The 20,945-nt window shown below is 43.4% G+C and carries 22 protein-coding genes; 3 read left to right on the top strand and 19 right to left on the bottom strand.

Features of this window, described 5'->3' with window-relative positions:
- Window positions 1-15 precede the first annotated feature (15 nt).
- Complete coding sequence (locus WA279_RS03800) at window positions 16-261, bottom strand: YppD family protein (RefSeq protein WP_015251831.1); 246 nt, start codon at window positions 259-261, stop codon at window positions 16-18.
- Window positions 262-459: 198 nt separating this feature from the next.
- Here WA279_RS03800 and sspM point away from each other — a divergent pair, with 198 nt between their 5' ends.
- On the top strand, window positions 460-564 hold the full coding sequence (gene sspM, locus WA279_RS03795) for an acid-soluble spore protein SspM (protein WP_003225606.1): 105 nt from the start codon (window positions 460-462) through the stop codon (window positions 562-564).
- 24 nt (window positions 565-588) lie between these two features.
- Here sspM and WA279_RS03790 read toward each other — a convergent pair whose 3' ends face one another.
- A complete protein-coding gene (locus tag WA279_RS03790) occupies window positions 589-1,551 on the bottom strand; it encodes a DUF2515 domain-containing protein (RefSeq protein ID WP_336154324.1) in 963 nt (320 codons plus the stop codon).
- Window positions 1,552-1,591: 40 nt separating this feature from the next.
- Between WA279_RS03790 and recU the strand changes: the two genes are divergently transcribed.
- Complete coding sequence (gene recU / locus WA279_RS03785) at window positions 1,592-2,212, top strand: Holliday junction resolvase RecU (protein ID WP_004399067.1); 621 nt, start codon at window positions 1,592-1,594, stop codon at window positions 2,210-2,212.
- A 21-nt stretch (window positions 2,213-2,233) separates the two neighbouring features.
- Window positions 2,234-4,984 (top strand): transglycosylase domain-containing protein, encoded by a 2,751-nt coding sequence (locus WA279_RS03780; RefSeq protein WP_336154323.1) that lies wholly within the window; start codon window positions 2,234-2,236, stop codon window positions 4,982-4,984.
- A 75-nt stretch (window positions 4,985-5,059) separates the two neighbouring features.
- On the opposite strand, the gene WA279_RS03775 is transcribed toward WA279_RS03780, so the two are convergent.
- The 17 genes from WA279_RS03775 to dapB all read right to left on the bottom strand — a co-directional run bounded on the left by WA279_RS03775 (window position 5,060) and on the right by dapB (window position 20,939).
- On the bottom strand, window positions 5,060-5,554 hold the full coding sequence (locus WA279_RS03775; protein ID WP_336154322.1) for a YpoC family protein: 495 nt from the start codon (window positions 5,552-5,554) through the stop codon (window positions 5,060-5,062).
- On the bottom strand, window positions 5,551-6,210 hold the full coding sequence (nth, locus tag WA279_RS03770; RefSeq protein WP_009967580.1) for an endonuclease III: 660 nt from the start codon (window positions 6,208-6,210) through the stop codon (window positions 5,551-5,553). The genes WA279_RS03775 and nth overlap by 4 nt, the downstream gene beginning before the upstream one ends.
- Window positions 6,211-6,228: 18 nt before the next feature.
- Window positions 6,229-6,927 carry a DNA replication protein DnaD gene (gene dnaD, locus WA279_RS03765; RefSeq protein WP_004398499.1) on the bottom strand — a complete coding sequence of 233 codons (699 nt, stop codon included), beginning with the start codon at window positions 6,925-6,927 and terminating at the stop codon, window positions 6,229-6,231.
- A gap of 92 nt (window positions 6,928-7,019) precedes the next feature.
- Window positions 7,020-8,312: an asparagine--tRNA ligase gene (gene asnS, locus WA279_RS03760; protein ID WP_004398777.1), complete on the bottom strand. Its 1,293-nt coding sequence runs from the start codon at window positions 8,310-8,312 to the stop codon at window positions 7,020-7,022.
- A 143-nt stretch (window positions 8,313-8,455) separates the two neighbouring features.
- Complete coding sequence (aspB, locus tag WA279_RS03755; protein ID WP_003230667.1) at window positions 8,456-9,637, bottom strand: aspartate transaminase AspB; 1,182 nt, start codon at window positions 9,635-9,637, stop codon at window positions 8,456-8,458.
- A gap of 22 nt (window positions 9,638-9,659) precedes the next feature.
- Complete coding sequence (gene tseB, locus WA279_RS03750; RefSeq protein WP_014477164.1) at window positions 9,660-10,145, bottom strand: cell wall elongation/penicillin-binding protein regulator TseB; 486 nt, start codon at window positions 10,143-10,145, stop codon at window positions 9,660-9,662.
- Between the two features lie 8 nt (window positions 10,146-10,153).
- Entirely contained in the window at window positions 10,154-10,324 is a 171-nt protein-coding gene (locus tag WA279_RS03745) for a YpmA family protein (RefSeq protein WP_003225588.1), read from the bottom strand.
- A gap of 142 nt (window positions 10,325-10,466) precedes the next feature.
- The gene (dinG, locus tag WA279_RS03740; protein WP_336154319.1) at window positions 10,467-13,262 is read right to left on the bottom strand and encodes an ATP-dependent DNA helicase DinG; all 2,796 of its coding nucleotides are present in this window, start codon (window positions 13,260-13,262) and stop codon (window positions 10,467-10,469) included.
- A 125-nt stretch (window positions 13,263-13,387) separates the two neighbouring features.
- Complete coding sequence (gene panD, locus WA279_RS03735; protein ID WP_003225586.1) at window positions 13,388-13,771, bottom strand: aspartate 1-decarboxylase; 384 nt, start codon at window positions 13,769-13,771, stop codon at window positions 13,388-13,390.
- 1 nt (window position 13,772) lies between these two features.
- Window positions 13,773-14,633: a pantoate--beta-alanine ligase gene (panC, locus tag WA279_RS03730; protein ID WP_042976362.1), complete on the bottom strand. Its 861-nt coding sequence runs from the start codon at window positions 14,631-14,633 to the stop codon at window positions 13,773-13,775.
- A 1-nt stretch (window position 14,634) separates the two neighbouring features.
- The gene (gene panB / locus WA279_RS03725) at window positions 14,635-15,468 is read right to left on the bottom strand and encodes a 3-methyl-2-oxobutanoate hydroxymethyltransferase (protein WP_003230652.1); all 834 of its coding nucleotides are present in this window, start codon (window positions 15,466-15,468) and stop codon (window positions 14,635-14,637) included.
- 245 nt (window positions 15,469-15,713) lie between these two features.
- Window positions 15,714-16,691, bottom strand: a complete 978-nt coding sequence (locus tag WA279_RS03720) for a bifunctional biotin--[acetyl-CoA-carboxylase] synthetase/biotin operon repressor (protein WP_046340246.1) — start codon at window positions 16,689-16,691, stop codon at window positions 15,714-15,716.
- Window positions 16,676-17,869 (bottom strand): CCA tRNA nucleotidyltransferase, encoded by a 1,194-nt coding sequence (locus WA279_RS03715; protein WP_336154314.1) that lies wholly within the window; start codon window positions 17,867-17,869, stop codon window positions 16,676-16,678. The genes WA279_RS03720 and WA279_RS03715 overlap by 16 nt, the downstream gene beginning before the upstream one ends.
- A gap of 4 nt (window positions 17,870-17,873) precedes the next feature.
- On the bottom strand, window positions 17,874-19,007 hold the full coding sequence (gene bshA / locus WA279_RS03710; RefSeq protein WP_033884169.1) for an N-acetyl-alpha-D-glucosaminyl L-malate synthase BshA: 1,134 nt from the start codon (window positions 19,005-19,007) through the stop codon (window positions 17,874-17,876).
- A complete protein-coding gene (bshB1, locus tag WA279_RS03705; RefSeq protein WP_336154312.1) occupies window positions 19,004-19,714 on the bottom strand; it encodes a bacillithiol biosynthesis deacetylase BshB1 in 711 nt (236 codons plus the stop codon). The genes bshA and bshB1 overlap by 4 nt, the downstream gene beginning before the upstream one ends.
- A complete protein-coding gene (gene mgsA / locus WA279_RS03700; protein ID WP_014477171.1) occupies window positions 19,707-20,120 on the bottom strand; it encodes a methylglyoxal synthase in 414 nt (137 codons plus the stop codon). The genes bshB1 and mgsA overlap by 8 nt, the downstream gene beginning before the upstream one ends.
- A gap of 15 nt (window positions 20,121-20,135) precedes the next feature.
- Entirely contained in the window at window positions 20,136-20,939 is an 804-nt protein-coding gene (dapB, locus tag WA279_RS03695) for a 4-hydroxy-tetrahydrodipicolinate reductase (protein WP_003230638.1), read from the bottom strand.
- Window positions 20,940-20,945 lie beyond the last annotated feature (6 nt).

The raw sequence follows: 20,945 nt of genomic DNA, 5'->3' as shown, positions 1-20,945 counted from the left end.
ATTTCACTCACAAATTCAGCCGATGCGGTATACCTTCTCAAACGCATACCTGTGTTCAGGCGATTGATACAGCTCATTTATACAAATATGAAGATCTATGATTTCTTCTTCAAGCATACTTAGGCGATCGTTTTCCGTTTCCCGCATCTCAGCCTCTAATGCATTTACAGAATGATTCAGGCTTTGCTCAGCTCGCGTTAATTCATCTTCTATATCAGAAAGCATACGGAGAATATCTGTCTTGCATACATAACCGGACATTCGTGTACCTCCCTTTCCTTGTCTCTCCCGGTTAAAATTCTTTGCTCTCAAGGCTCTTTCCTTCCTCATGACAAAACTAGAAGCAAATCGCCAAACAAACAGGTATTCCACGAAAAGCTGAAGTTTTCGACAAAAACACCCGCAAAAATTGTATGATCCTCCTCCTTAATGCAAACGATACTTGTGAGGAGGTGCCGTATGAAAACAAGACCGAAAAAAGCCGGCCAGCAAAAAAAGACTGAATCAAAGGCAATCGATTCTTTAGATAAAAAATTAGGCGGCCCGAACCGCCCTTCTACGTAAGAAGCAAGGAATTTCCTTGCTTCTTTATTTTTTGAGCCACTGCTCCACCGCAAAAAGCGCATGAAGCTGGCGCTTTTTATGTAAATACCAGTCTGTCAATTCAATCTGCTTCGGCAATTCCTCGCGCCTAAAGAACGTTTTCTTTATCTTTCCATGAAACCAATCTGTTTTCGTTCCGTCTAATGAGTGGATTAACTCAGGGTAGCATGTCCTTAGCATAGGAGATGTTCTTTTTGTAATCCCGATCATCTTTTCCATATCAAAACGGGAACCTGTGTGCGGCACTGTGTGCAAAAAGTGATAAAAAGAGGAGAACAATTCTGGATTGAACAGCAATTGAGACAGCTGCTTACCCAGCCTTATCCTTTCCTCCGCCTTTGAAAAGCGTTTCACTGAAATGCCATAAAGAAACCCATTTGAGGAAGGAAAAATAACGGTGTTAAAATGAAACCAGTCACTTAAATAAAAAGGAATCGTGTCAAAAACATTCTTTTTAAACGAAGGATTTTGTATAATAGGTGTTTGGATAGTGTTTTGTTCATTTATAATGAGGGCATACATTAGCCGCTCCGTATTTCGCTCATGCCAAAAACGGGTCCATTCTTCCGACATAAATTGTGAGACGCCAAACACATGCAGAAGATGAAACAGCGGTTTCCCGACTCTTTTTGACCAGTGATATAAAAGAAGCTGCGGATAGGCATCCGAAAAAATAAGCCAGTTCGCTCTTTCATAGGCTAAAAAGAACCATTCTTGCTGTCTCTCACGGAGTCCAAGCTGAAACAGACTGCCTTTTAAGTCAGTCATTGACCAGCCGGCATTACGAGAAACGAAAGAAGCCAAAAGCGACCATTTGATTTCCGGGTGACGGTCGTAAAATGCTTTATAAGCATTTGTTCTTGAAATGTTATCCGCGTTTTTTATTTTTGTCTGCCGCTCAATCCGGCTCAGAATCTTTCTGATGGCCTGTTGTTCTTGCACGTTCATTCACTTCCGTCATGATTAGTTTAATAAGGAGGATGAGAAAGTGATTCGGTATCCTAATGGAAAAACATTTCAGCCGAAACATTCGGTTTCATCCCAAAACAGTCAGAAAAGGGCCCCGTCTTACAGTAATCGCGGAATGACCCTCGAAGATGACTTAAACGAAACGAATAAGTATTATCTGACAAACCAAATTGCCGTTATACACAAAAAGCCGACACCTGTTCAAATTGTAAATGTCCATTATCCAAAAAGAAGTGCCGCAGTGATTAAAGAAGCTTACTTTAAACAATCATCGACAACAGACTACAATGGGATTTACAAAGGGCGGTATATTGATTTTGAGGCGAAAGAAACGAAAAACAAGACCTCTTTCCCCCTGCAGAATTTTCATGACCATCAAATCGAGCATATGAAGCAGGTAAAGGCTCAAGACGGTATTTGTTTTGTTATTATATCCGCTTTCGACCAGGTTTATTTTTTGGAAGCCGATAAGCTGTTTTATTTCTGGGACAGAAAAGAAAAAAACGGCAGAAAATCAATTCGAAAAGATGAGTTGGAAGAAACAGCTTATCCGATTTCTCTTGGATACGCACCCAGAATTGATTATATTAGTATTATTGAACAGCTTTATTTTTCGCCATCATCTGGTGCGAAAGGTTGATTAACGAAAGGTTGAGATGTTATGTCAGATCAATTTAACAGCCGTGAAGCTCGACGAAAAGCGAACAGCAAATCGAGTCCTTCACCGAAAAAAGGCAAGAAACGAAAAAAGGGCGGATTGTTTAAAAAGACCCTTTTCACTTTACTCATTCTGTTTGTTTTAGGCGTAGTCGGCGGTGCTGTTACATTTGCCGTCATGGTTTCTGATGCGCCGTCCCTTGATGAAAGCAAATTGAAGACGCCTTATTCATCAACAATTTATGATAAAAATGGAAAAGAGATCGCCGAAGTCGGCGCCGAAAAACGGACCTACGTCTCGATAGATGAAATTCCCGATGTTGTAAAAGAAGCCTTTATCGCGACAGAAGACGCCCGTTTTTATGAGCACCACGGGATTGACCCTGTCCGTATCGGCGGTGCTTTAGTTGCCAACTTTAAAGACGGCTTCGGGGCTGAAGGCGGAAGTACGATCACCCAGCAGGTCGTCAAAAACTCCCTTCTTTCACATCAGAAGACGTTGAAACGGAAGGTGCAGGAAGTATGGCTTTCGATTCAGCTGGAGCGCAATTACTCTAAAGATGAAATTTTAGAAATGTATTTAAACCGGATTTATTTTTCTCCTAGAGCATACGGAATCGGAAAAGCGGCGGAAGAATTTTTCGGCGTTACAGATTTAAGCAAATTGACTGTCGAACAGGCTGCGACGCTTGCAGGAATGCCGCAAAGCCCGACAGCGTACAATCCCGTTAAAAACCCGGATAAAGCGGAAAAACGACGGAACATCGTACTCAGTCTGATGAAAAAACAAGGATTTATTTCTGATTCTCAATATAACAATGCGAAAAAAGTGGCAGTGAAAGACGAAGGCGTCGTGTCACAGAAGGAATATGAAAAAGCAAGTACAAACAAATACAGCGCATTTGTTGAAGAGGTTATGAAGGAAATTGATGAAAAATCTGATGTCGATCCATCTGCTGACGGATTAAAGATCTATACGACATTAGATACAAAAGCACAAGATAAACTAGATGAATTAATGGACGGAGACACCGTCGGATTTACTGAAGGCATGCAGGGCGGTGTGACGCTTCTCGATACGAAAACCGGAGAAGTTCGGGCGGTTGGAGCTGGAAGAGATTCTACGGTTGGTGGCTATAATTACGCGACCCAAGCCCAGCGACAGCCTGGGTCTACCATTAAACCTATTCTCGACTACGGTCCAGTGATTGAAAATAAAAAATGGTCAACTTACGAGCAAATTGATGACTCAGCTTACACGTATTCAAATGGAACACCTATCCGAGACTTTGACCGTTCCTATAAAGGGGTCATGTCTATGCGTGAAGCCCTTGCCCAATCACGTAACATCCCGGCTCTAAAAGCATTCCAAGCAGTCGGAAAAGATGCAGCAGTTGATTTTGCTAATGGACTGGGGCTCGGATTAAATAAAGAAAAAGTGTATGAATCATATTCTATCGGAGGATTCGGAGAAGGTAATCCCGGTGTCTCTACTCTAACTATGGCTGGAGCATACAGTGCATTCGGAAATAACGGAACATATAATGAACCGCATTTTGTGAAATCAATAGAATTTAATGACGGCACGAAGCTTGACTTAACACCGAAATCAAAATCAGCAATGAGCGATTATACAGCCTTCATGATTACAGATATGCTGAAAACAGCTGTTAAGACAGGTACTGGACAGCTCGCCCAAGTTCCGGGAGTGGAAGTTGCAGGTAAAACAGGTACAACAAACTTTGATGAAGCGGATATGCAAAAATACAATATCGCACAAGGCGGTGTACCAGATTCATGGTTTGTAGGATATACACCTCAATATACCGCTGCTGTTTGGACAGGTGTAGATTCTCAAAATAAGATAGGAAAAAAATCTTTAAATAAAACAGAGCAACAGATTGCAAAGCGCATATTCGCCCAGCTCATCGCCGATGTCGATGACGGAAGCGGATCATTTGAGAAGCCTGACAGCGTAGTGGAAGCCTCTGTAGAAAAAGGCTCAAACCCTGCAAAACTGGCAGGTCCAAATACGCCAAGCGATAAGAAGCTCACAGAGTACTTTGTTAAAGGCACAGCTCCTTCTACTGTTTCTAAAACATATGAGAAAGAAGAAAAAGAGGAAACTGCTAAACTGTCCGGTTTAAACGTGAAATACGATAAAGACAATCAATCTTTAACGTTAAGCTGGAATTACGACGGAGATGCGACCTTTGCTGTTAAGCAATCTGTTGACGGCGGCAGCTACTCGGAAATTCAAAACAGCTCTGCAAAAGAGGCAGTTATTTCGGGTGTGCAGCCAGGATCTGTGTACAAATTCGAAGTAACAGCCGTCAGTGATGATGGCAAAAGTACAGCTTCCACATCCTATGAGGTGCCAAAAGCTGAAGACGATGAAGATAAAAAAGACCAGCAGCAAACGGATGATGAAAAACAAGATGATGAGAAGACTCAGGATGATACACAAACTGATGATTCTCAAAAAGATGACGGTCAGACGGATCAAGATCAGACAGATGATTCAACAAACGATCAAGACAAAAAACAAGACAATACGAACACCAATCCGTCCGACAACAATAACCAAGACCAATCAAACGATAACGATAACGACAACAGTAACAACCAGGATACGTCGGATGGTGATTCGAACTCTGGTAAGAATGATTCAACAGGTTCTGACACGAATAAAAATAAAACAGACACATCTAATAAAACACAAACAAACTCATCATCAATTGAAAAAACAAATTAACCAAAAAAGCCGTCACCTTTGGGGTGATGGCTTTTTTGGCACACAATAAAAAACCTCCTGTTTTAACAGGAGGTTTTATCGATTCATCGCATGATATTTATAAAAATGCTTTTTCATTTCGGTAATCAGCTCATCAAGCTGAATAAAGCAATGGTATTGGGTCGGCTTAAGAAGAATAAATTCCACTCGTTCAGCCCAATTAATCGGCTTTGCGGGATATGATTTCTCCCTCAGTTCTTGCCAATCGAGCGATTTCACCGGCTCACCTGCTGTCCAATGTAACGAAGCCAGCAAACACACAATGCCCTTTAACATTTCGTTTTGGTCACATCTCGATTTTCGTGTTTGAAAGACTGGGAGAAGTGATGCTTTGATGTCATCCCACACTTCAAATAAAAGCGGAACGTATTTCCCGCTGTCTTCCCATGGCAAATCGCCTTTTAATTCCGTGCAGAAATCAAAATACACGGGATTGGTCTGCAAGGTTTTCTTCATATCCGAGGAACTCTTCTGGCCAAGACCGCGCAAGTATTGCTCATAGGAAGCCAACACTTCTTTTGCTTGCGTCATCGTTTCACCAGTCCTTTTTTATCTCTCTTCTGCCCTTCTCTGCACAAAGAAAGCAGCGGACACTCCGCACAGCGCGGAGATTGGGCTTTACAGTGATATCTGCCGAAGAAAATAAGCCGGTGATGCGTAACGGACCAGTCTTCTTTGGGAACCTTGCGCATCAGCGTCTTTTCAACTTCCAGAACCGAGTCCTTCCACCGGCAAATGCCCAATCGTTTGCTGACTCTCTCCACATGGGTATCTACGGCAATGGCCGGCACGCCAAACGCAACGGATACCACTACGTTTGCGGTCTTTCTCCCGACCCCTGGCAGTTTGACAAGCTCATCGCGGTCTCTCGGCACTTCTCCGCCGTAATCTTCAATAATCATTTTACTCAGCTTTTGAATATTTTTCGCTTTATTACGATATAAACCGATTGATTTAATATCCTGCTGAAGCTCTTCCAGCGGAACAGCCAAATAGTCTTCCGGCCGTTTATATTTTTGGAATAATGTTTTGGTCACTCTGTTTACAAGTGCATCTGTACATTGCGCAGATAAAGCAACAGCCACCACTAATTCAAAAGGATTGGAATGAACCAGTTCACACTCCGCATGAGGAAACATGTCACCTATCTTGTCTAAACAGAATTCAATTTGTTTTAGATTTAACACGATTGTCACCTTTTCACTTTATTGTTCAAGCCAATTGTAAAAAGGAACCTGCCTTTTATACTCTTTTTGCGGTTCATTCTGCTTTGCTTGTACACGCCGGAATTTTTGGCTGTGTATTTTTGCCTGCTCCACAGTTTTAAGCCCGTTTTTCTTCCATTCAAACAAAATCCGGTCAATGTAGCGGAAACTGAGTTTTCCTGATAGTACAGCCTCTTTTAACGCGTGTTTGATCAGTTGTGCGTCATGCTGATCCTGGTCCTGCCAGATCGCCAGCGTTTCACACTCCAAAGGCGATAACGGCCTTGCGAACTCTTCCTCAAAAATGGTATAAAGGCTTTTTTGTTCCCCTTCTGCTTTTCTTTCCTGTGTTTGATTCTGTGCAAGCTGAATATACTCGTACAGTTTCCCCCATAAAGGCTGAAGAGAATATTTCTCAAATTTGATGCCGTTTTGATCCTCGCATTCTTCAATAAACAGAAAGCCTTTTTGAATAAACATCCGCAATCTGTTTGTGCATTCTTCAACAGAAATTGACATACCTTCCTGCAGCTGATTCGGTGTAGGAAAATATGATCCTTTTTCTAAATGCATTTTAATTTTTAACAGCAGAATAAGTTCTGTTTCATTAAGCCCAAGCTGTTTATAATGAGTAAGCAGAAGATTGGGGATGGTTGATGTTCCCTGCTCCTGCATATCAATAAATTGCTGTTTTTTCATCGTCACACCTCTTACTGTAAAGGATTGTGATTGCCCCTTTACTGTAAAAAGTCTCCCTTGCAGGAGACTCTTTTTTGTTTCATTTGAATGTATTACGGATACAGACGGTTTAACAGTCTTGGGAACGGAATCGTTTCACGAACGTGAGGCGCTCCGCTGATCCAAGCTACTGTCCGCTCTAATCCAAGGCCGAAGCCGGAATGAGGAACTGATCCATATTTTCTAAGTTCAGCATACCACTTATATGCGTCAGAATCCAGTCCATGTTCTTTAAGACGCGATTCCAAAAGTTCCATATCGTGAATCCGTTCAGACCCGCCGATGATTTCTCCATAGCCTTCCGGCGCAATCAAGTCAGCGCAAAGCACAACGTCCTCACGGTCAGAAGCCGGCTGCATATAGAACGGTTTTAAGGATGTCGGATAGCGAGTGATGAATACCGGTTTGTCATAATGTTCAGCAATCGCTGTTTCATGAGGCGCTCCGAAATCATCTCCCCACTCGATATCGTCAAAGCCTTTTTCTTTCAGAAATTCAATCGCTTCATCATACGTGATTCTTGGGAACGGGGCTTTGATTTGCTCAAGTTTTGACGTGTCTCTTCCTAATGTGTTTAATTCAATTTTACAATTCTTAAGAACTGATTGCACGATGAAAGAAACGTAATTTTCCTGTACTTGAAGGTTTTCTTCAAATTCTACAAACGCCATTTCAGGTTCGATCATCCAGAATTCGATTAAGTGACGCTTTGTTTTAGACTTTTCCGCTCTGAATGTCGGTCCGAAAGAGAATACTTTTCCTAAAGCCATTGCCGCAGCTTCCATGTAGAGCTGGCCGCTTTGAGACAGATATGCATCTTCATCAAAGTACTTTGTCGCAAAGAGTTCTGTTGTACCTTCAGGTGCGCTTCCAGTCAAAATCGGCGGATCCACTTTTACGAAGCCTTCGTTATTAAAGAATTCGTAAGTCGCGCGAATGATTTCATTACGGATTTTCATGATCGCATGCTGGCGCTTTGAACGCAGCCATAAATGTCTGTGATCCATCAAAAATTCCGTTCCGTGTTCTTTTGGTGTAATTGGATAATCGGTCGCTTCGTGAATGACTTCAATATCTGTCACAGCAAGTTCATATCCAAGCGGAGAACGCTCGTCCTCTTTGACAATCCCTTTTATATAGAGCGACGTTTCCTGCGTCACTGATTTAGCTGTTTGGAAAATGCTTTCTTCCACTTCCGCTTTTACTACGACACCCTGAATAAAACCGGTACCGTCCCGAAGCTGTAAAAACGCAATTTTCCCGCTTGAACGCTTATTAGCGACCCAAGCTCCGATCGTTACTTCCTCACCTACGTGCTTGTACACTTGGTTGATTGTTGTTTTCAACATATTTCCCTCCAAAACAAGAAAGACATTCGGAAGCTCATTGCCCCGCGAACTCTTTTATCATCACTTTATTATACCCGCTCTTAACTAACCGGGTCAATGCAGATAAAAAGCGGCTTTTCTGTCAGCCGCTTTTTGATCTGTTAGCTATGTTTTTCTACAAAACGCTTGATTCTTTCAATGGCTTTCTCAAGGAGATCTAACGATGTTGCATAAGAAAGACGGACATTCTCAGGAGAGCCAAATCCGGATCCTGGAACAATCGCAACTTTTTCCTCCTCGAGAAGCGCTTTAACAAATTCATCTACATCTTTGAAACCGCAAGATTGAGCTGCCTCTTTTGCATTTGGGAACAAGTAAAAAGCACCTTCCGGCTTCACACAGCTGAACCCTGGGATTTCTATGAGCTTTGCATAGATCGTATTTAATCTATGTTCAAATGCTTCTCTCATTTCTTCCAATGGCTCAGAAGGCCCGTTATAAGCAGCAATCGCTCCGTATTGTGCGATTGATGTCGGGTTTGACGTGCTGTGGCTTGCAAGGTTCGTCATCGCTTTAATAATGTCTTCAGAGCCTGCCGCATAACCGATTCTCCAGCCTGTCATGCTGTGGGACTTCGATACGCCGTTTATAATGACCGTTTGCTCTTTCAGTCTGTCTGACAGCTGTGCAATGGAAACATGTTTCTTTCCGCCGTATGTAAGTTTTTCATAAATTTCATCTGACACAATCAAGATATCATGTTCAAGGCACACTTCACCGAGCGCAGATAGTTCTTCTTCCGTATACATGACACCAGTCGGGTTGCTTGGAGAGTTAATAACGATTGCTTTTGTTTTTTCCGTAATTGCATTTTTCAGCTGCTCAGGCGAAATTTTGAAGTGATTTTCCTCAAGCCCTTCTACATAAACAGGCTTTCCGCCAGCGAGTTTCACCTGCTCCGGGTAGCTTACCCAGTAAGGCGTTGGAATAATAACTTCATCTTCTTCATCCAAAATCACTTGGAAAAGGGTATACAGAGCATGTTTGGCACCAGTGCAGACAATAATTTGAGACGGTTTGTATTCAATATTCTGGTCGCGTTTAAATTTCTCTGCAATGCTGTTTTTCAGTTCAGCCAAACCACCGGAAGGCGTGTATTTCGTATGGCCCTCGTTCATCGAACGCACAGCGGCATCAATAATATGCTGCGGTGTATTGAAGTCAGGTTCGCCTGCTCCTAAGCCGATGACATCATGGCCTGCGGCTTTCAGTTCTTTCGCTTTCGCTGTGATTGCCAGTGTGGTTGATGGTGTTAATGCGGATACTCTTTTTGCCAGTTTCAACTTGAACTCCCCCTAATTCGTCTTAAGGCGTGATATTTTTGAGAATCTTTCCAGTTGTAAAGTCCACATAACTTAAACTGTATTGCCCTTCTTTGTCTAAGTACGTCACTTCCCAAAGCAGGACGTTTCCTTCTCTTGCCAGATGAACCTCTTTTTGCTTTGAAACCAGCCCTTCATCCTTTATGATTTTCGCCGCTTTGTCTTCAGAGATTCCCTCTTTCGCTTCTTTTGAGAGAATTTTTGCTTTTTTATCGGCAGGAACCCAGACATATAATGCAGTGCCTTTTTTATCCGTTCCCTTTACAACATAATATTTTTCTTTTCCGACAAATGTTTCGACTTGATCAACATTGGCGAGATCGGTTTCTTTTTTAGCTTCAGCAGCTGCTGCTTCGTGCCCCTCTTCCTTTTGTGCCATGGCTGATTTATAAATGCTTGCCGAGACAAGAAGTACTGCTAAAAAAATAATACCAAAAATGACGGTAAATATTAATGCTTTTTTTCTCATCTTCTCACCTACGTACGATAAATGGTAAAAACGGCTTGGTTTTTGTTTTCTTCATCCAGCGCAAGGCCGAACATCAGATTGTCTCTTTTCAATGTACGATTCAATGTGTCCACAATTTTATACAGATCATCAGAATGCTCTACATTAATTGTTGAAAGAATTTCGATTTTACTTTCCATTTTTTCATCCTCCAGTTTGAACAAATATTGTTAGTCATACTCCATTTCAGGACACGCCATACTAGTATCACAGAGCGGGAAATCCGCTTTTAAATAAAACACCATCCTACTCCCACACCGCAAAAGCCGCTTTATGCGGCTTTTATTCTTTTTCCCCTGCAACATAAGCTTCAAGCTCGCTGTCAGTCATTTCGGATACTGAGGTTGTCGGCAAGGCATCAAGAAACAGCCGGCCGTAACCAGCGGTTTTAATCCGTCTGTCCAATATCATAATCGTTCCCTTGTCTCCCGCAGAACGCAGCAAGCGTCCGATTCCTTGCCTGAAGGTCAGCACAGCTTCCGGTAATGACACTGTTTGAAACGGATTCTTTCCTTTTTTGCGGGCTAGCTCACATTTTGCAGCATGAAGCGGGTGATCAGGGGACCGGAATGGGAGCCTCACGATCATTACTGTTGTCAGCTCATCACCAGGGAAATCAACGCCTTCCCAAAAATGATTTGTTCCGAGCAGGATCGCCTGATTGGATGTTTTAAAAGTCTTCATCAGTTTGCCGGGACTTCCGCCTGTAATCCCTTGTGCCAAGAGCTGAATGCCGGAAGCACTCATGTTATGCTTGAGCTCCTGGTGAACCTTTTTCAGCATATCATGGGATGTAAACAGCACAAGGATTTTAGGCTGTTTTTCCTTTGCCATCAGTTCGATATAACGGGCTGTATCCTGTATAAATTCAGGTTGCCCGGTATCCTGAATTGATTTCATTTCCTTTGGAATCATTACCTGCATACGCTCATCGTAAGAAAAAGGTGACTCAATTCTCATTGTCCGCGGGAAAAAGTCACTCAGTCCCAGTCGTTCAATCATAAATTGAAAAGAACCTTCGACTGTAAGGGTTGCAGATGTCAGCACCACACTATTTTTGCGCGCAAAAAACTGATCAGCCAGAAGTTCACCAGGTTCAAGAGGCTGTGCGTAAATGGCCACTGCATTTTTCGCACCCTTTGCATCTATTTCAATCCAAACCGCTTCATCGTCATCAGACCCAAAGAAGAGCTTCTGCAACGTCTGACAGTAATGCTGCAAGCCTTTCATGCTTCTTTGGTATTCATCGGCTAAAAAGACGGTTTTGCTCTTCATACCCTTCAAATGTTTTTCCATCAGGGATGACTGCGCCTCAAAAAGCTGCTGCAAATGTGTCAGCATGGAACAAAGCCTCTCCGCACCATCTGTTAAGATCGACCAGCTTTTATCCTGGCTTTCTTTGTTCACCTTAAACACTAGACGGTTTAAGTCTTCTTTAGGTTTTCTTCGTTTGACAAAAGAATGTACAGAGCTGAAGAAAGCATCACTTTCTGCTTGAACGTGCTGAAGCCACTCTTCCAATTCGAAAAATGAATCAACCGTCAGGCTGTTTCGCTGGAATAGCTGTCTCATCTTTTTTAGAAGTCCCTGCTCCTTCAGAGTGCCGATTCTGCTCAATTTCGTATGCAATTCTATGTACGTGGCTCTTTTCCCTAAATGTTCGCTTGCCGCACGTTCAAAATGGTGTGCTTCATCAATAATAAATGTGCCGCTTTCGGGAAGCCTTTTTTTCTGGCTGCCTTCATCGGTCAGCAAAAGAGAATGATTGGTGATCACCAAATCGGAACGCATAGCAATCTGTTTGGCCCGCTCGTAAAAACCGATCACATGCTCACTGCGACTTCTTTTATAGGAGTCATCGTCATAAGCCAATCTGTCCCACAGCAATTTTCCGCCTGAAGGCAAATTCAGTTCCGCTACATCTCCTGTATTTGTCTCTGTCAGCCAAACGAGAAGCTGTGCCTTTGTCAGTACGGCATCATAATTATCATCTTCTTCATGAAGCACCTGCTCAAATTTATACAGGCATAAATAATGCGATTGCCCTTTTAAAATCGCCGCTGTTACCGGAAATGGAAACAGATTTTGGACAATCGGCAAATCCTTTGTGAGAATCTGCTGCTGTAAAAGCGTCGAATACGTGCTGATTATGACCGGCTTTTTTGATTTCTTGGCAAAAAGCGCAGCCGGAATAAGATAGCCAATCGTTTTTCCGATGCCTGGAGGAGCTTCAATCAACGCATGCTCACGATTGGCAAACGCATCAGCCACCTCTCTCATCATCATCATTTGGCCGTCTCTTTTTTCATACCCAGGCATTAACTCTGACAGCGCTTTTTCATTTCCCGCTTCCCAGCTTTCGATCTCAAATGAGAAGTTCTCGTCCTCATTTATACGAACATCGATAGCTTCAGGTTCTCTGACAGAAAACGAAGAAAAGCGCGTATAGCCCGGTATCTCGGTATGTCTGTTTTCATTAATGAACATATCCAACAAATGCGTCAGATCACTGATGAAATGCTGCGAAAGCCTTCTTAACTGCTTTAATGTCGGATAAGGAAGCTGCCGCAGCTTTTCAAGGATTTCCAAAAAAATAAGCCCTGTCACTTCAGCATCGCTGTCAGCCCGGTGCGGCTGATCATGCCGCAGCTGAAGCTCCTCGCTTAATTCCGTCAGCTTATACCCTTCAAATCCCGGAAAAACAATACGTGAGAGCTCGACAGTATCAAGCACTTCACAATCTGGGAGCTGAAAGCCCGCCTTATGTAGCTCATACTTGACAAATCCAAGGTCAAAATGGATATTGTGTGCGACAAAATAAGCGCCGTCAAGCAATTGGAATACTTCTTCAGCAACTGCTTCAAATGGCTGTTCATTCTCGACCATTTGATTAGAGATTCCAGTAAGCTGCTCAATAAAAGCAGGGATTGATTTATTTGGATTAATGTATTTTGAAAACCGCTCAGTAATTTGTCCATTTTCGATTACAACCGCTGCGATTTGTATGATTTTATCGCCTTTCTTCGGCGAATTCCCTGTTGTCTCTACATCTATAACAACGAACCGTTGCTTATTCATTAAAATGGACACCTCAATTCTTGCATACGACAAAAGTGTAACACGTTTTGTACGGAAATGGAGCGGCAAAACCGTTTTACTCTCAAAATCTTAAAAGAAAACCCCCGATAAAGGGGGCTTTTCTTCTACAAAATTGTACGGGCTGGTTCGTTCCCCAGCATTTGTTCAATTTTGTTTTGATCATTCAGAACAGCCACTTTCGGCTCATGGCTTGCCGCTTCTTGATCAGACATCATTTTGTAGGAAATAATAATGACCTTATCTCCTTCCTGCACAAGGCGTGCGGCTGCACCGTTTAAGCATATGACGCCGCTTCCCCGTTTACCAGGAATAATATACGTTTCAAGACGTGCTCCGTTATTATTATTCACAATTTGTACTTTTTCATTAGGAAGCATTCCCACAGCATCAATGAGATCTTCATCAATTGTAATGCTTCCCACATAGTTCAGGTTTGCTTCCGTAACAGTTGCCCTGTGAAGTTTGCCGCTCATCATTGTTCGATACATATTATATTCTCTCCATTTCTCGAATATCAATAATGATATTATCTATTAAACGCGCTTTTGAAAAAGCAACTGCAACAGCGAGAATCATCTTTCCAGCAATTTCATTCACAGGCTCGAGTTCCGGATAGGAATAAAGCTCTACATAGTCTATGGTTCCGCTAGTCGTTTCAATGATTTCTTTTGCAGCTTTTATCACCGCTTCAGGATCTCTTTCACCGGCCTGGATCAGTTCCGCACTTGTTTGAAGGGCCCGATACAGCTTAGGCGCTTCTTTTCTTTCCTCAGCTGTTAAGTATACATTGCGAGAGCTTTTGGCTAAGCCGTCTTCCTCTCTGACCGTATCGACAGGAACCAATTCAATATCCATGAAGAAGTCACTGATTAACCCATCAACAACAGCTACCTGCTGCGCATCTTTTAAACCGAAATAGGCACGAGTCGGCTTGACTAGATTGAAAAGCTTCGTCAGTACGATCGCGACCCCGTCAAAATGTCCTTCTCTTGAGCGCCCGCATAACACGTCTGTGCGTCTTTCTACATGAATCGTGACATTCTTCTCACCGGGATACATATCCTTAGCATCTGGCGTAAAAAGAATATCAACTCCGGCGTTTTCTGCAAGAGCTGCATCCCGCTCAATATCGCGCGGATATGCTTCAAAATCTTCATTAGGGCCGAATTGTGCAGGATTCACAAAAATACTCATAATAACGGCGTCGTTTTCTTGTCTTGCTTTGTCTGCTAAGGTTAAATGCCCCTCATGCAGAAACCCCATCGTCGGAACAAATCCGATTGACTTGCCCTCTGAATGGTATTGTTTTATGGCTTCTTTCAGCTGTGTAATATCAGTAATCTGTCTCATCTTATTTTCCCCCGTACAAGCCGTCAAGCACTGTCTGGTTCATTTGAAAGGAATGCTTTTGTTCAGGGAAAGCACGATGTCTTACATCCTGAACATATCCGCTGATTGCTGTTTCGATGGTTTCATCAATGCGCGTATATTGCTTTACAAATTTAGGTGTTCTCTCAACACCGTGGCCGATAATATCATGATAAACGAGAACTTGTCCGTCTGCTTTCACACCAGCCCCGATTCCAATGACCGGTATGCTTAGCGTCTCGGCAATTTTGGCTGTGAGTTCTGCCGGCACACATTCCAGCACAAGCATCATAGCTCCTGCTTCTTCGCATTTTATACTGTCTTCTATTAATTTTTTGGCGCTTTGTTCGTCTTTGCCCTGTACTTTATAGCCGCCCAGTACGCCGACTGACTGCGGTGTCAAACCTAAGTGACTGACTACTGGAATGCCTCCAAGCGTCAATGCGCGAATGGATTCAAACACGCCTTCTCCGCCCTCAAGCTTCAGTGCGTCAGCTCCGCTTTCCTGAACGATAGCCGCTGCATTTTTCAGCGTATCTTCCTTGGACAGGTGATAAGACATAAACGGCATATCTGTCACAATAAAGGTATTCGGCGCACCCCTTTTAACAGCTTTTGTATGATGGATCATGTCCGCAACTGTCACACCGACAGTTGAATCAAGGCCGAGGACGACCATTCCGAGTGAATCACCGACTAAAATCATGTCAACTCCCGCTTGTTCAGCAAGTTTAGCTGCCGGATAATCATAAGCGGTCAGCATGACAATCGGTTCTTCAGACTCCTTCATTTTTAGAAAATCCAGTTTTGTTTTCATGTTTTCTCCTCCTCATGTTTAGAGGAGATGATCTGCCGTTTTCTTCTGCAAGCCAAAAAACCTTCCGTTACAACGAGAAGGATTCTTCACTTTCTAAAGTTCGGCGAGTTTCATCCCTCTGTCCCAGTCCTTTTTTGGATCAAGGCAGACTGCTGCAATGTCTATCTATTTTAATAATAGGTGCAGTTCGCAGGCGATACTGCCCAATGGAAGTATACCAAAATCAACGGGCTTGTACCAACACATTAGCCCAATTCGATATCGGCAGAATAGATTTTTTTAATGCCTTCGTTCGTTTCTAAAAGCAGAACGCCTTCATCATTTATACCTAACGCCTTACCGTAAAAGGTTCCGTTTAACGTTCTGGCTCTCATATTAGTGCCAATACCGAGCGCATAGCTTTCCCATAAAAGCTTAATCGGCGTAAATCCGTGCGTCATATAATCCCGGTACCGTTTCTCAAAGCATAATAAAATATGCTGGATGACGCCGGCCCGATCAATTTTTTCCCCAGCAGCTTGGCTGAGGCTTGTCGCGATGTCCTTCAATTCATCTGGAAAATCATTAGGCTGCTGGTTAACGTTAATGCCGATCCCAATGATCACTGAACGTACGCGGTCTTCTTCAGCCTGCATTTCCGTTAGGATGCCAACTGTTTTTTTTCCGTTAATCAAAATATCATTTGGCCATTTAATATCCGTTTGGATGCCTGCTGCCTCTTCTATTCCCTGCACAACAGCTACTGCAGCAAGAAGAGTCAGCTGCGGTGTTTTTTGGAGCGGAATGTCAGGCCGCAAAATCAGGCTCATCCAAACGCCGTTTCCTTCTTGAGAATGCCATACCCTAGACATTCGGCCCCTTCCGGCTGTTTGTTTGTCAGCCACCACGAGGGTGCCTTCCGGTGCGTTATTATTCGCGAGCTCATGAGCCGTTTTTTGCGTGCTTGAAAGAACGTCATGATAAATAAGATGCTGGCCCATCACTTCCGTTTTTAATCCAAAACGAATTTCGCTTTCACTGAGTTTTCCGGGCTTTTTGATGAGCCGATATCCTTTTCTTCTAACGGCTTCTACTTCATAACCCTCTTTCCGAAGTTCTTCAATATGCTTCCACACAGCAGTTCTTGAACAGCCGAGAGCATCACTAATTTTTTGGCCGGAAATAAATTCATTGCCGGCCTGAGAAAATAATTCAATAAGGTCTTTTCTTAATGTTGACCGCATGTCTTCAGCCACTCCTCTATGTGTTTCTTTTGATTGGAGAGCTTCCCTGTCACAACAGCCTGCTCGATCCGCTGTAATTCTTCCGACACCCATTTTCCGGCCGGCCGGTTTCGAAGCGCAAGTAAGTCCTTACCCGTGATATCAAGATCCTTAAGGCTTTTGATCGGCAGGTTTTGATAAGCGTACTGAATGTCCTTCAGTTTCTTTTCATCCAGTTTTTCGTTTTGCCGAAGCTGCGATATTTTGGCCGCTGAGAGCAGTGCTTTTTCCCCAGCTCTGTACATTGTCATTACGTCAAGGCTCTGGCCAAACGTATCGGCAATGTGAATGGCTTCCTTGATCACTTTTCCCGGGAGCTTCCAGGCTTTCAGGAAAAGGGGCGCGTCTTTCAAAACTATGCCAAGGTTAATTAAAAGAGCAGCCCAAAGCTCCTCACGGGATGTTAAAGAGAAGAACGGAAACTCACTCGTTGAAATCAGGTTTTCTCGTTTATGATAAAAACCAGGAAGCTCTTCATACAATCTCGTTTGAATGAGTGTTTGAAGCGCCTGGCGAGAAGCTCTTCCCTGCAGCAATTTCTCGAACTCTATAGTTTTTCGTTCGACTGAAACATGGGAGAGGAATGATTTTTCTTTCGCAATGGCTTCTTCTGTTTCCGGTGAAAGCGTAAAGTCAAGCTGGCTCATAAAGCGTACGGCTCTCAGCATACGAAGCGCATCCTCTAGAAATCTATCCTCAGGCTTTCCAACGGTTCGAATCACTTTCTGATCAATATCTTTCTTGCCGCCAAAATAATCAAGCACCTTCCCGTCCGCTGTCATGGCCATCGCATTGATCGTTAAATCTCTGCGTTTTAGATCCTCTTCTAATGATGAGATAAATTGCACTTCTGACGGTCTTCTGAAATCAACATAATCAGATTCAGTCCGGAATGTCGTGACTTCATAGGTTTCATCCTCCCAGAGCACAATAATGGTCCCGTGCTCTTTGCCTACATCAACAGTCCGCTGAAACAGCCGTTCTACTTGATCAGGTGCCGCATCTGTCGCAATATCGACATCTCCGATCGTTCGTTTCATATAGCTGTCACGAACTGCGCCCCCGACAAAATAAGCCTGATGGCCTGCTTCGATTAAGATGCGGAGCACGGGAAGTGCTTTGATAAAAACTTTTTCCATGTGATCACTCCGGTTCTGCTAAATCGGCATAAATCTGTTCATACTGGCTGACAATTTTTTTGGAAGAAAATTCATTTTCAAGCATCTCTATTGCCGCCTTTGTAAAACGATTGCTTAGCTGTTCATCTTCTAAAATGCTCATCGCGCGGGCTGTTGCGGCCCCAACATCACCGACGTCCACCAAAAATCCGCTCACATTGTTTTTAATAACCTCAGGGATACCGCCAATGTTTGTTCCGATACAAGGCACTCCGCAAGCCATCGCTTCAAGCAGGACAAGGCCGAAGCTTTCTTTTTCAGATAGCAGCAGCTTCAAATCGCTAATAGAATAAAGCTCTTCAACACGGTCTTGATTTCCAAGCATTAAGACTTGGTCTTCCAAGCCATATTTTCTGATAAGCTCGCAGGCTGTCGATTTCTCCGGACCGTCTCCGACTAAAAGCAGCTTCGCTTTCGTTTTGCCAGCGATATTGCGGAACACACGGATGACATCCTGCACGCGTTTAACCTTTCTGAAGTTGGACACATGGATGACGACTTTTTCATCTGGTAAAATTCCATGTTTCTCTTTAATCGCCGCTGTGTTTTTCTTCAGATACACGCGCTCGTCTATAAAGTTATAAATCGTTTCAATTTTTTTCTCCGGTTTAATTAAATCGTACGTTTCAGCCGCAAGCGCTGAGGAGACGGCAGTCACCCTGTCTGATGACTCAATAGCAAAACGGATCAGATCTTTTAGAGACGGATCATAACCTAACACTGTGATATCCGTGCCATGCAAAGTTGTAACAATGCCGATATTGCGTTTCAGCATTTGTTTTGCAAGATAGGCGCAAACGGCATGCGGGAGAGCATAGTGAGCATGGATAATGTCTAAATTCTCCCGTTCCGCCACCTCTGCGATTTTGCTTGCCAATGTCAAATCATACGGAGGATACTTAAAAACAGCATATTGATTAACCTCAACTTCATGAAAATGAATATTGGGATGATATGTATTCAGTCTAAACGGAATGCTTGATGTGATGAAATGGATTTCATGTCCCTTTTCAGCAAGCTGCTTCCCCAGTTCTGTCGCAATGATGCCTGAGCCTCCAACGCTCGGATAGCATGTGATTCCTATTTTTAGTTTTCTCATTGTTCGCCCCCAAGCACATCATGATCAAGCATCAGCATCCGTTTGGAAAAGAATCCTTCGGCATACTCCACGCCCGCTTCTTTACCGTAAAGCTTTTCTCTCGCTTCAACGATCTCAATATACCCATTCGTCAGAGGAGTAGAAACGGAATCCTTTGACGGGATAAACTGGCTTTTGTAGGCGTTGAGGCTTTGTTTCTTTGCCTCTATAGTATCCGAGATATCAATAACAAAATCCGGCTGATGAAAACCATTTATCATATAATAGTAAACCTTGCTGACTTTATGCGCCGGAAGGCTTTTTTCGTCTTTATATTTATGGATTCCGGCGGAAAAGATCGCTTCTTCCACCAGTGCAGCCGCATTGCCGTGATCCGGATGGCGATCCTTTTTATACGGCATAAAAACCGCTTTTGGCCGACAGGTTCTGATGACAGTGACAATCGACCGAATTGCCTGCTCACTCATTATTAGGCCGCGGTCTGGAAGCGTTAGCTGAATTCTTTTATCTGCGCCTAATATGCGGGCTGCTTCAGCTGCTTCTTCTTTACGCAAACTGACCGTACCGTTAGAAGAGAGTTCCGCTTCTGTCAAATCGCATATCATTACTTTTTTTTCCTGTTTGACAAACTTCGCTATTGTGCCGCCCATTCCGATCTCGACATCATCACTGTGGGCGCCAAAAGCAAGAACGTCAGCATTATACATTCGGCTCTTCTCCCCGAAGAAGGTCACGGAATTCGAAAACACCTTCATCAAGTGTGCGGACAAGAATTTCCGCAGTACCCATATTTGTGGCGAGCGGAATGGAATACACATCACATAACCGGATTAATGCCGAGACATCCGGTTCATGCGGCTGCGCGGTCAGCGGGTCGCGCAAAAAAATGACAAGATCGAGTGCATTGGCAGCGATCAGTGCACCGATTTGCTGGTCTCCCCCTAAAGGGCCGGATTGAAAACGTTCAATTTGAAGACCTGTCGCCTCTTGAATCTTCAACCCTGTGGTTCCGGTTGCGTATAAATCATGATTCTTTAAAATATCCCGATAGGCAGTCGTAAATTGAACCATATCCTGTTTTTTCTTGTCATGCGCGATCAAAGCAATTTTCATTGTTTATCCCCCCGTCTAATCAATGATATTTTCTAAACCGTACACAAGCTGATCAATCTTCATGACTTGTTCCACTGACAGTTTAACGCCTGACATGAAAGAAGCACGGTTATAAGAATCATGGCGTATCTGAAGCGTTTGGCCATCCATGCCGAACATGACCTCCTGATGCGCGATCAGTCCCGGAAGACGGACGCTGTGCAAGCGAATGCCGTTTTGCTCCGCTCCTCTTGCTCCTGGGAGAATTTCTTTTTCATCCGGATGTCCTTGCTGCTTTTCTTTACGGACTTCTGAAATCATTTCCGCTGTTTTAAGCGCAGTTCCGCTTGGTGCGTCAAGCTTCTGGTCATGATGAAGCTCAATAATCTCAACATCCTCAAAATAGTTGGCAGCCATTTTTGAAAATTTCATCATCAGTATCGCACCGAGCGCAAAATTTGGCGCGATGATGGCTCCGATCCCTTTTTCTTCTGTTAAAGATGTGAGCTCTTTTAAATCAGCTTCTGAGAAACCGGTTGTTCCGACAACTGGACGGACTCCGTGCTCTAATGCAATTTTTGTATGTACTTTTCCGATTTCGGGCGTTGTTAAATCAATCAAGACATCCGGTTGTGTTTCTGTAAAACAGGCATGGATATCTGTGTAAATGAAAGCATCTGACTCAACAGGCATCACATCAGATAATTTTTGCTGATCGTATGTATGGTCTATGGCCCCGACAAGGTCAAAATGAGGTGTTCGTTCTGCCAATTTAACAGCTTCCTGCCCCATTCTTCCACGCGGTCCCGCAATGACTACTTTAATTGTTTCGTTTGACATCTCGAT

The sequence above is a fragment of the Bacillus sp. 204(2023) genome, assembly GCF_037027505.1.
Classification (GTDB): Bacteria; Bacillota; Bacilli; order Bacillales; family Bacillaceae; genus Bacillus; species Bacillus subtilis.
The sequence above is the reverse complement of the archived record's forward strand: the minus strand, read 5'-3'. Positions and strand labels throughout refer to the sequence as shown.

Excerpts from the sequence above, each read along its gene's own strand:
- dinG (WP_336154319.1), bottom strand. The coding sequence starts at position 13,262 with ATGAATAAGCAACGGTTCGTTGTTATAGATGTAGAGACAACAGGGAAT.
- panB (WP_003230652.1), bottom strand. The coding sequence starts at position 15,468 with ATGAAAACAAAACTGGATTTTCTAAAAATGAAGGAGTCTGAAGAACCG.
- WA279_RS03790 (WP_336154324.1), bottom strand. The coding sequence starts at position 1,551 with ATGAACGTGCAAGAACAACAGGCCATCAGAAAGATTCTGAGCCGGATT.
- tseB (WP_014477164.1), bottom strand. The coding sequence starts at position 10,145 with ATGAGAAAAAAAGCATTAATATTTACCGTCATTTTTGGTATTATTTTT.
- bshA (WP_033884169.1), bottom strand. The coding sequence starts at position 19,007 with ATGAGAAAACTAAAAATAGGAATCACATGCTATCCGAGCGTTGGAGGC.
- panD (WP_003225586.1), bottom strand. The coding sequence starts at position 13,771 with ATGTATCGAACAATGATGAGCGGCAAACTTCACAGGGCAACTGTTACG.
- WA279_RS03775 (WP_336154322.1), bottom strand. The coding sequence starts at position 5,554 with ATGACGCAAGCAAAAGAAGTGTTGGCTTCCTATGAGCAATACTTGCGC.
- WA279_RS03720 (WP_046340246.1), bottom strand. The coding sequence starts at position 16,691 with ATGCGGTCAACATTAAGAAAAGACCTTATTGAATTATTTTCTCAGGCC.
- WA279_RS03800 (WP_015251831.1), bottom strand. The coding sequence starts at position 261 with ATGTCCGGTTATGTATGCAAGACAGATATTCTCCGTATGCTTTCTGAT.
- bshB1 (WP_336154312.1), bottom strand. The coding sequence starts at position 19,714 with ATGTATAATGCTGACGTTCTTGCTTTTGGCGCCCACAGTGATGATGTC.
- WA279_RS03745 (WP_003225588.1), bottom strand. The coding sequence starts at position 10,324 with ATGGAAAGTAAAATCGAAATTCTTTCAACAATTAATGTAGAGCATTCT.
- panC (WP_042976362.1), bottom strand. The coding sequence starts at position 14,633 with ATGAGACAGATTACTGATATTACACAGCTGAAAGAAGCCATAAAACAA.
- dnaD (WP_004398499.1), bottom strand. The coding sequence starts at position 6,927 with ATGAAAAAACAGCAATTTATTGATATGCAGGAGCAGGGAACATCAACC.
- dapB (WP_003230638.1), bottom strand. The coding sequence starts at position 20,939 with ATGTCAAACGAAACAATTAAAGTAGTCATTGCGGGACCGCGTGGAAGA.
- WA279_RS03715 (WP_336154314.1), bottom strand. The coding sequence starts at position 17,869 with ATGGAAAAAGTTTTTATCAAAGCACTTCCCGTGCTCCGCATCTTAATC.
- mgsA (WP_014477171.1), bottom strand. The coding sequence starts at position 20,120 with ATGAAAATTGCTTTGATCGCGCATGACAAGAAAAAACAGGATATGGTT.
- sspM (WP_003225606.1), top strand. The coding sequence starts at position 460 with ATGAAAACAAGACCGAAAAAAGCCGGCCAGCAAAAAAAGACTGAATCA.
- WA279_RS03780 (WP_336154323.1), top strand. The coding sequence starts at position 2,234 with ATGTCAGATCAATTTAACAGCCGTGAAGCTCGACGAAAAGCGAACAGC.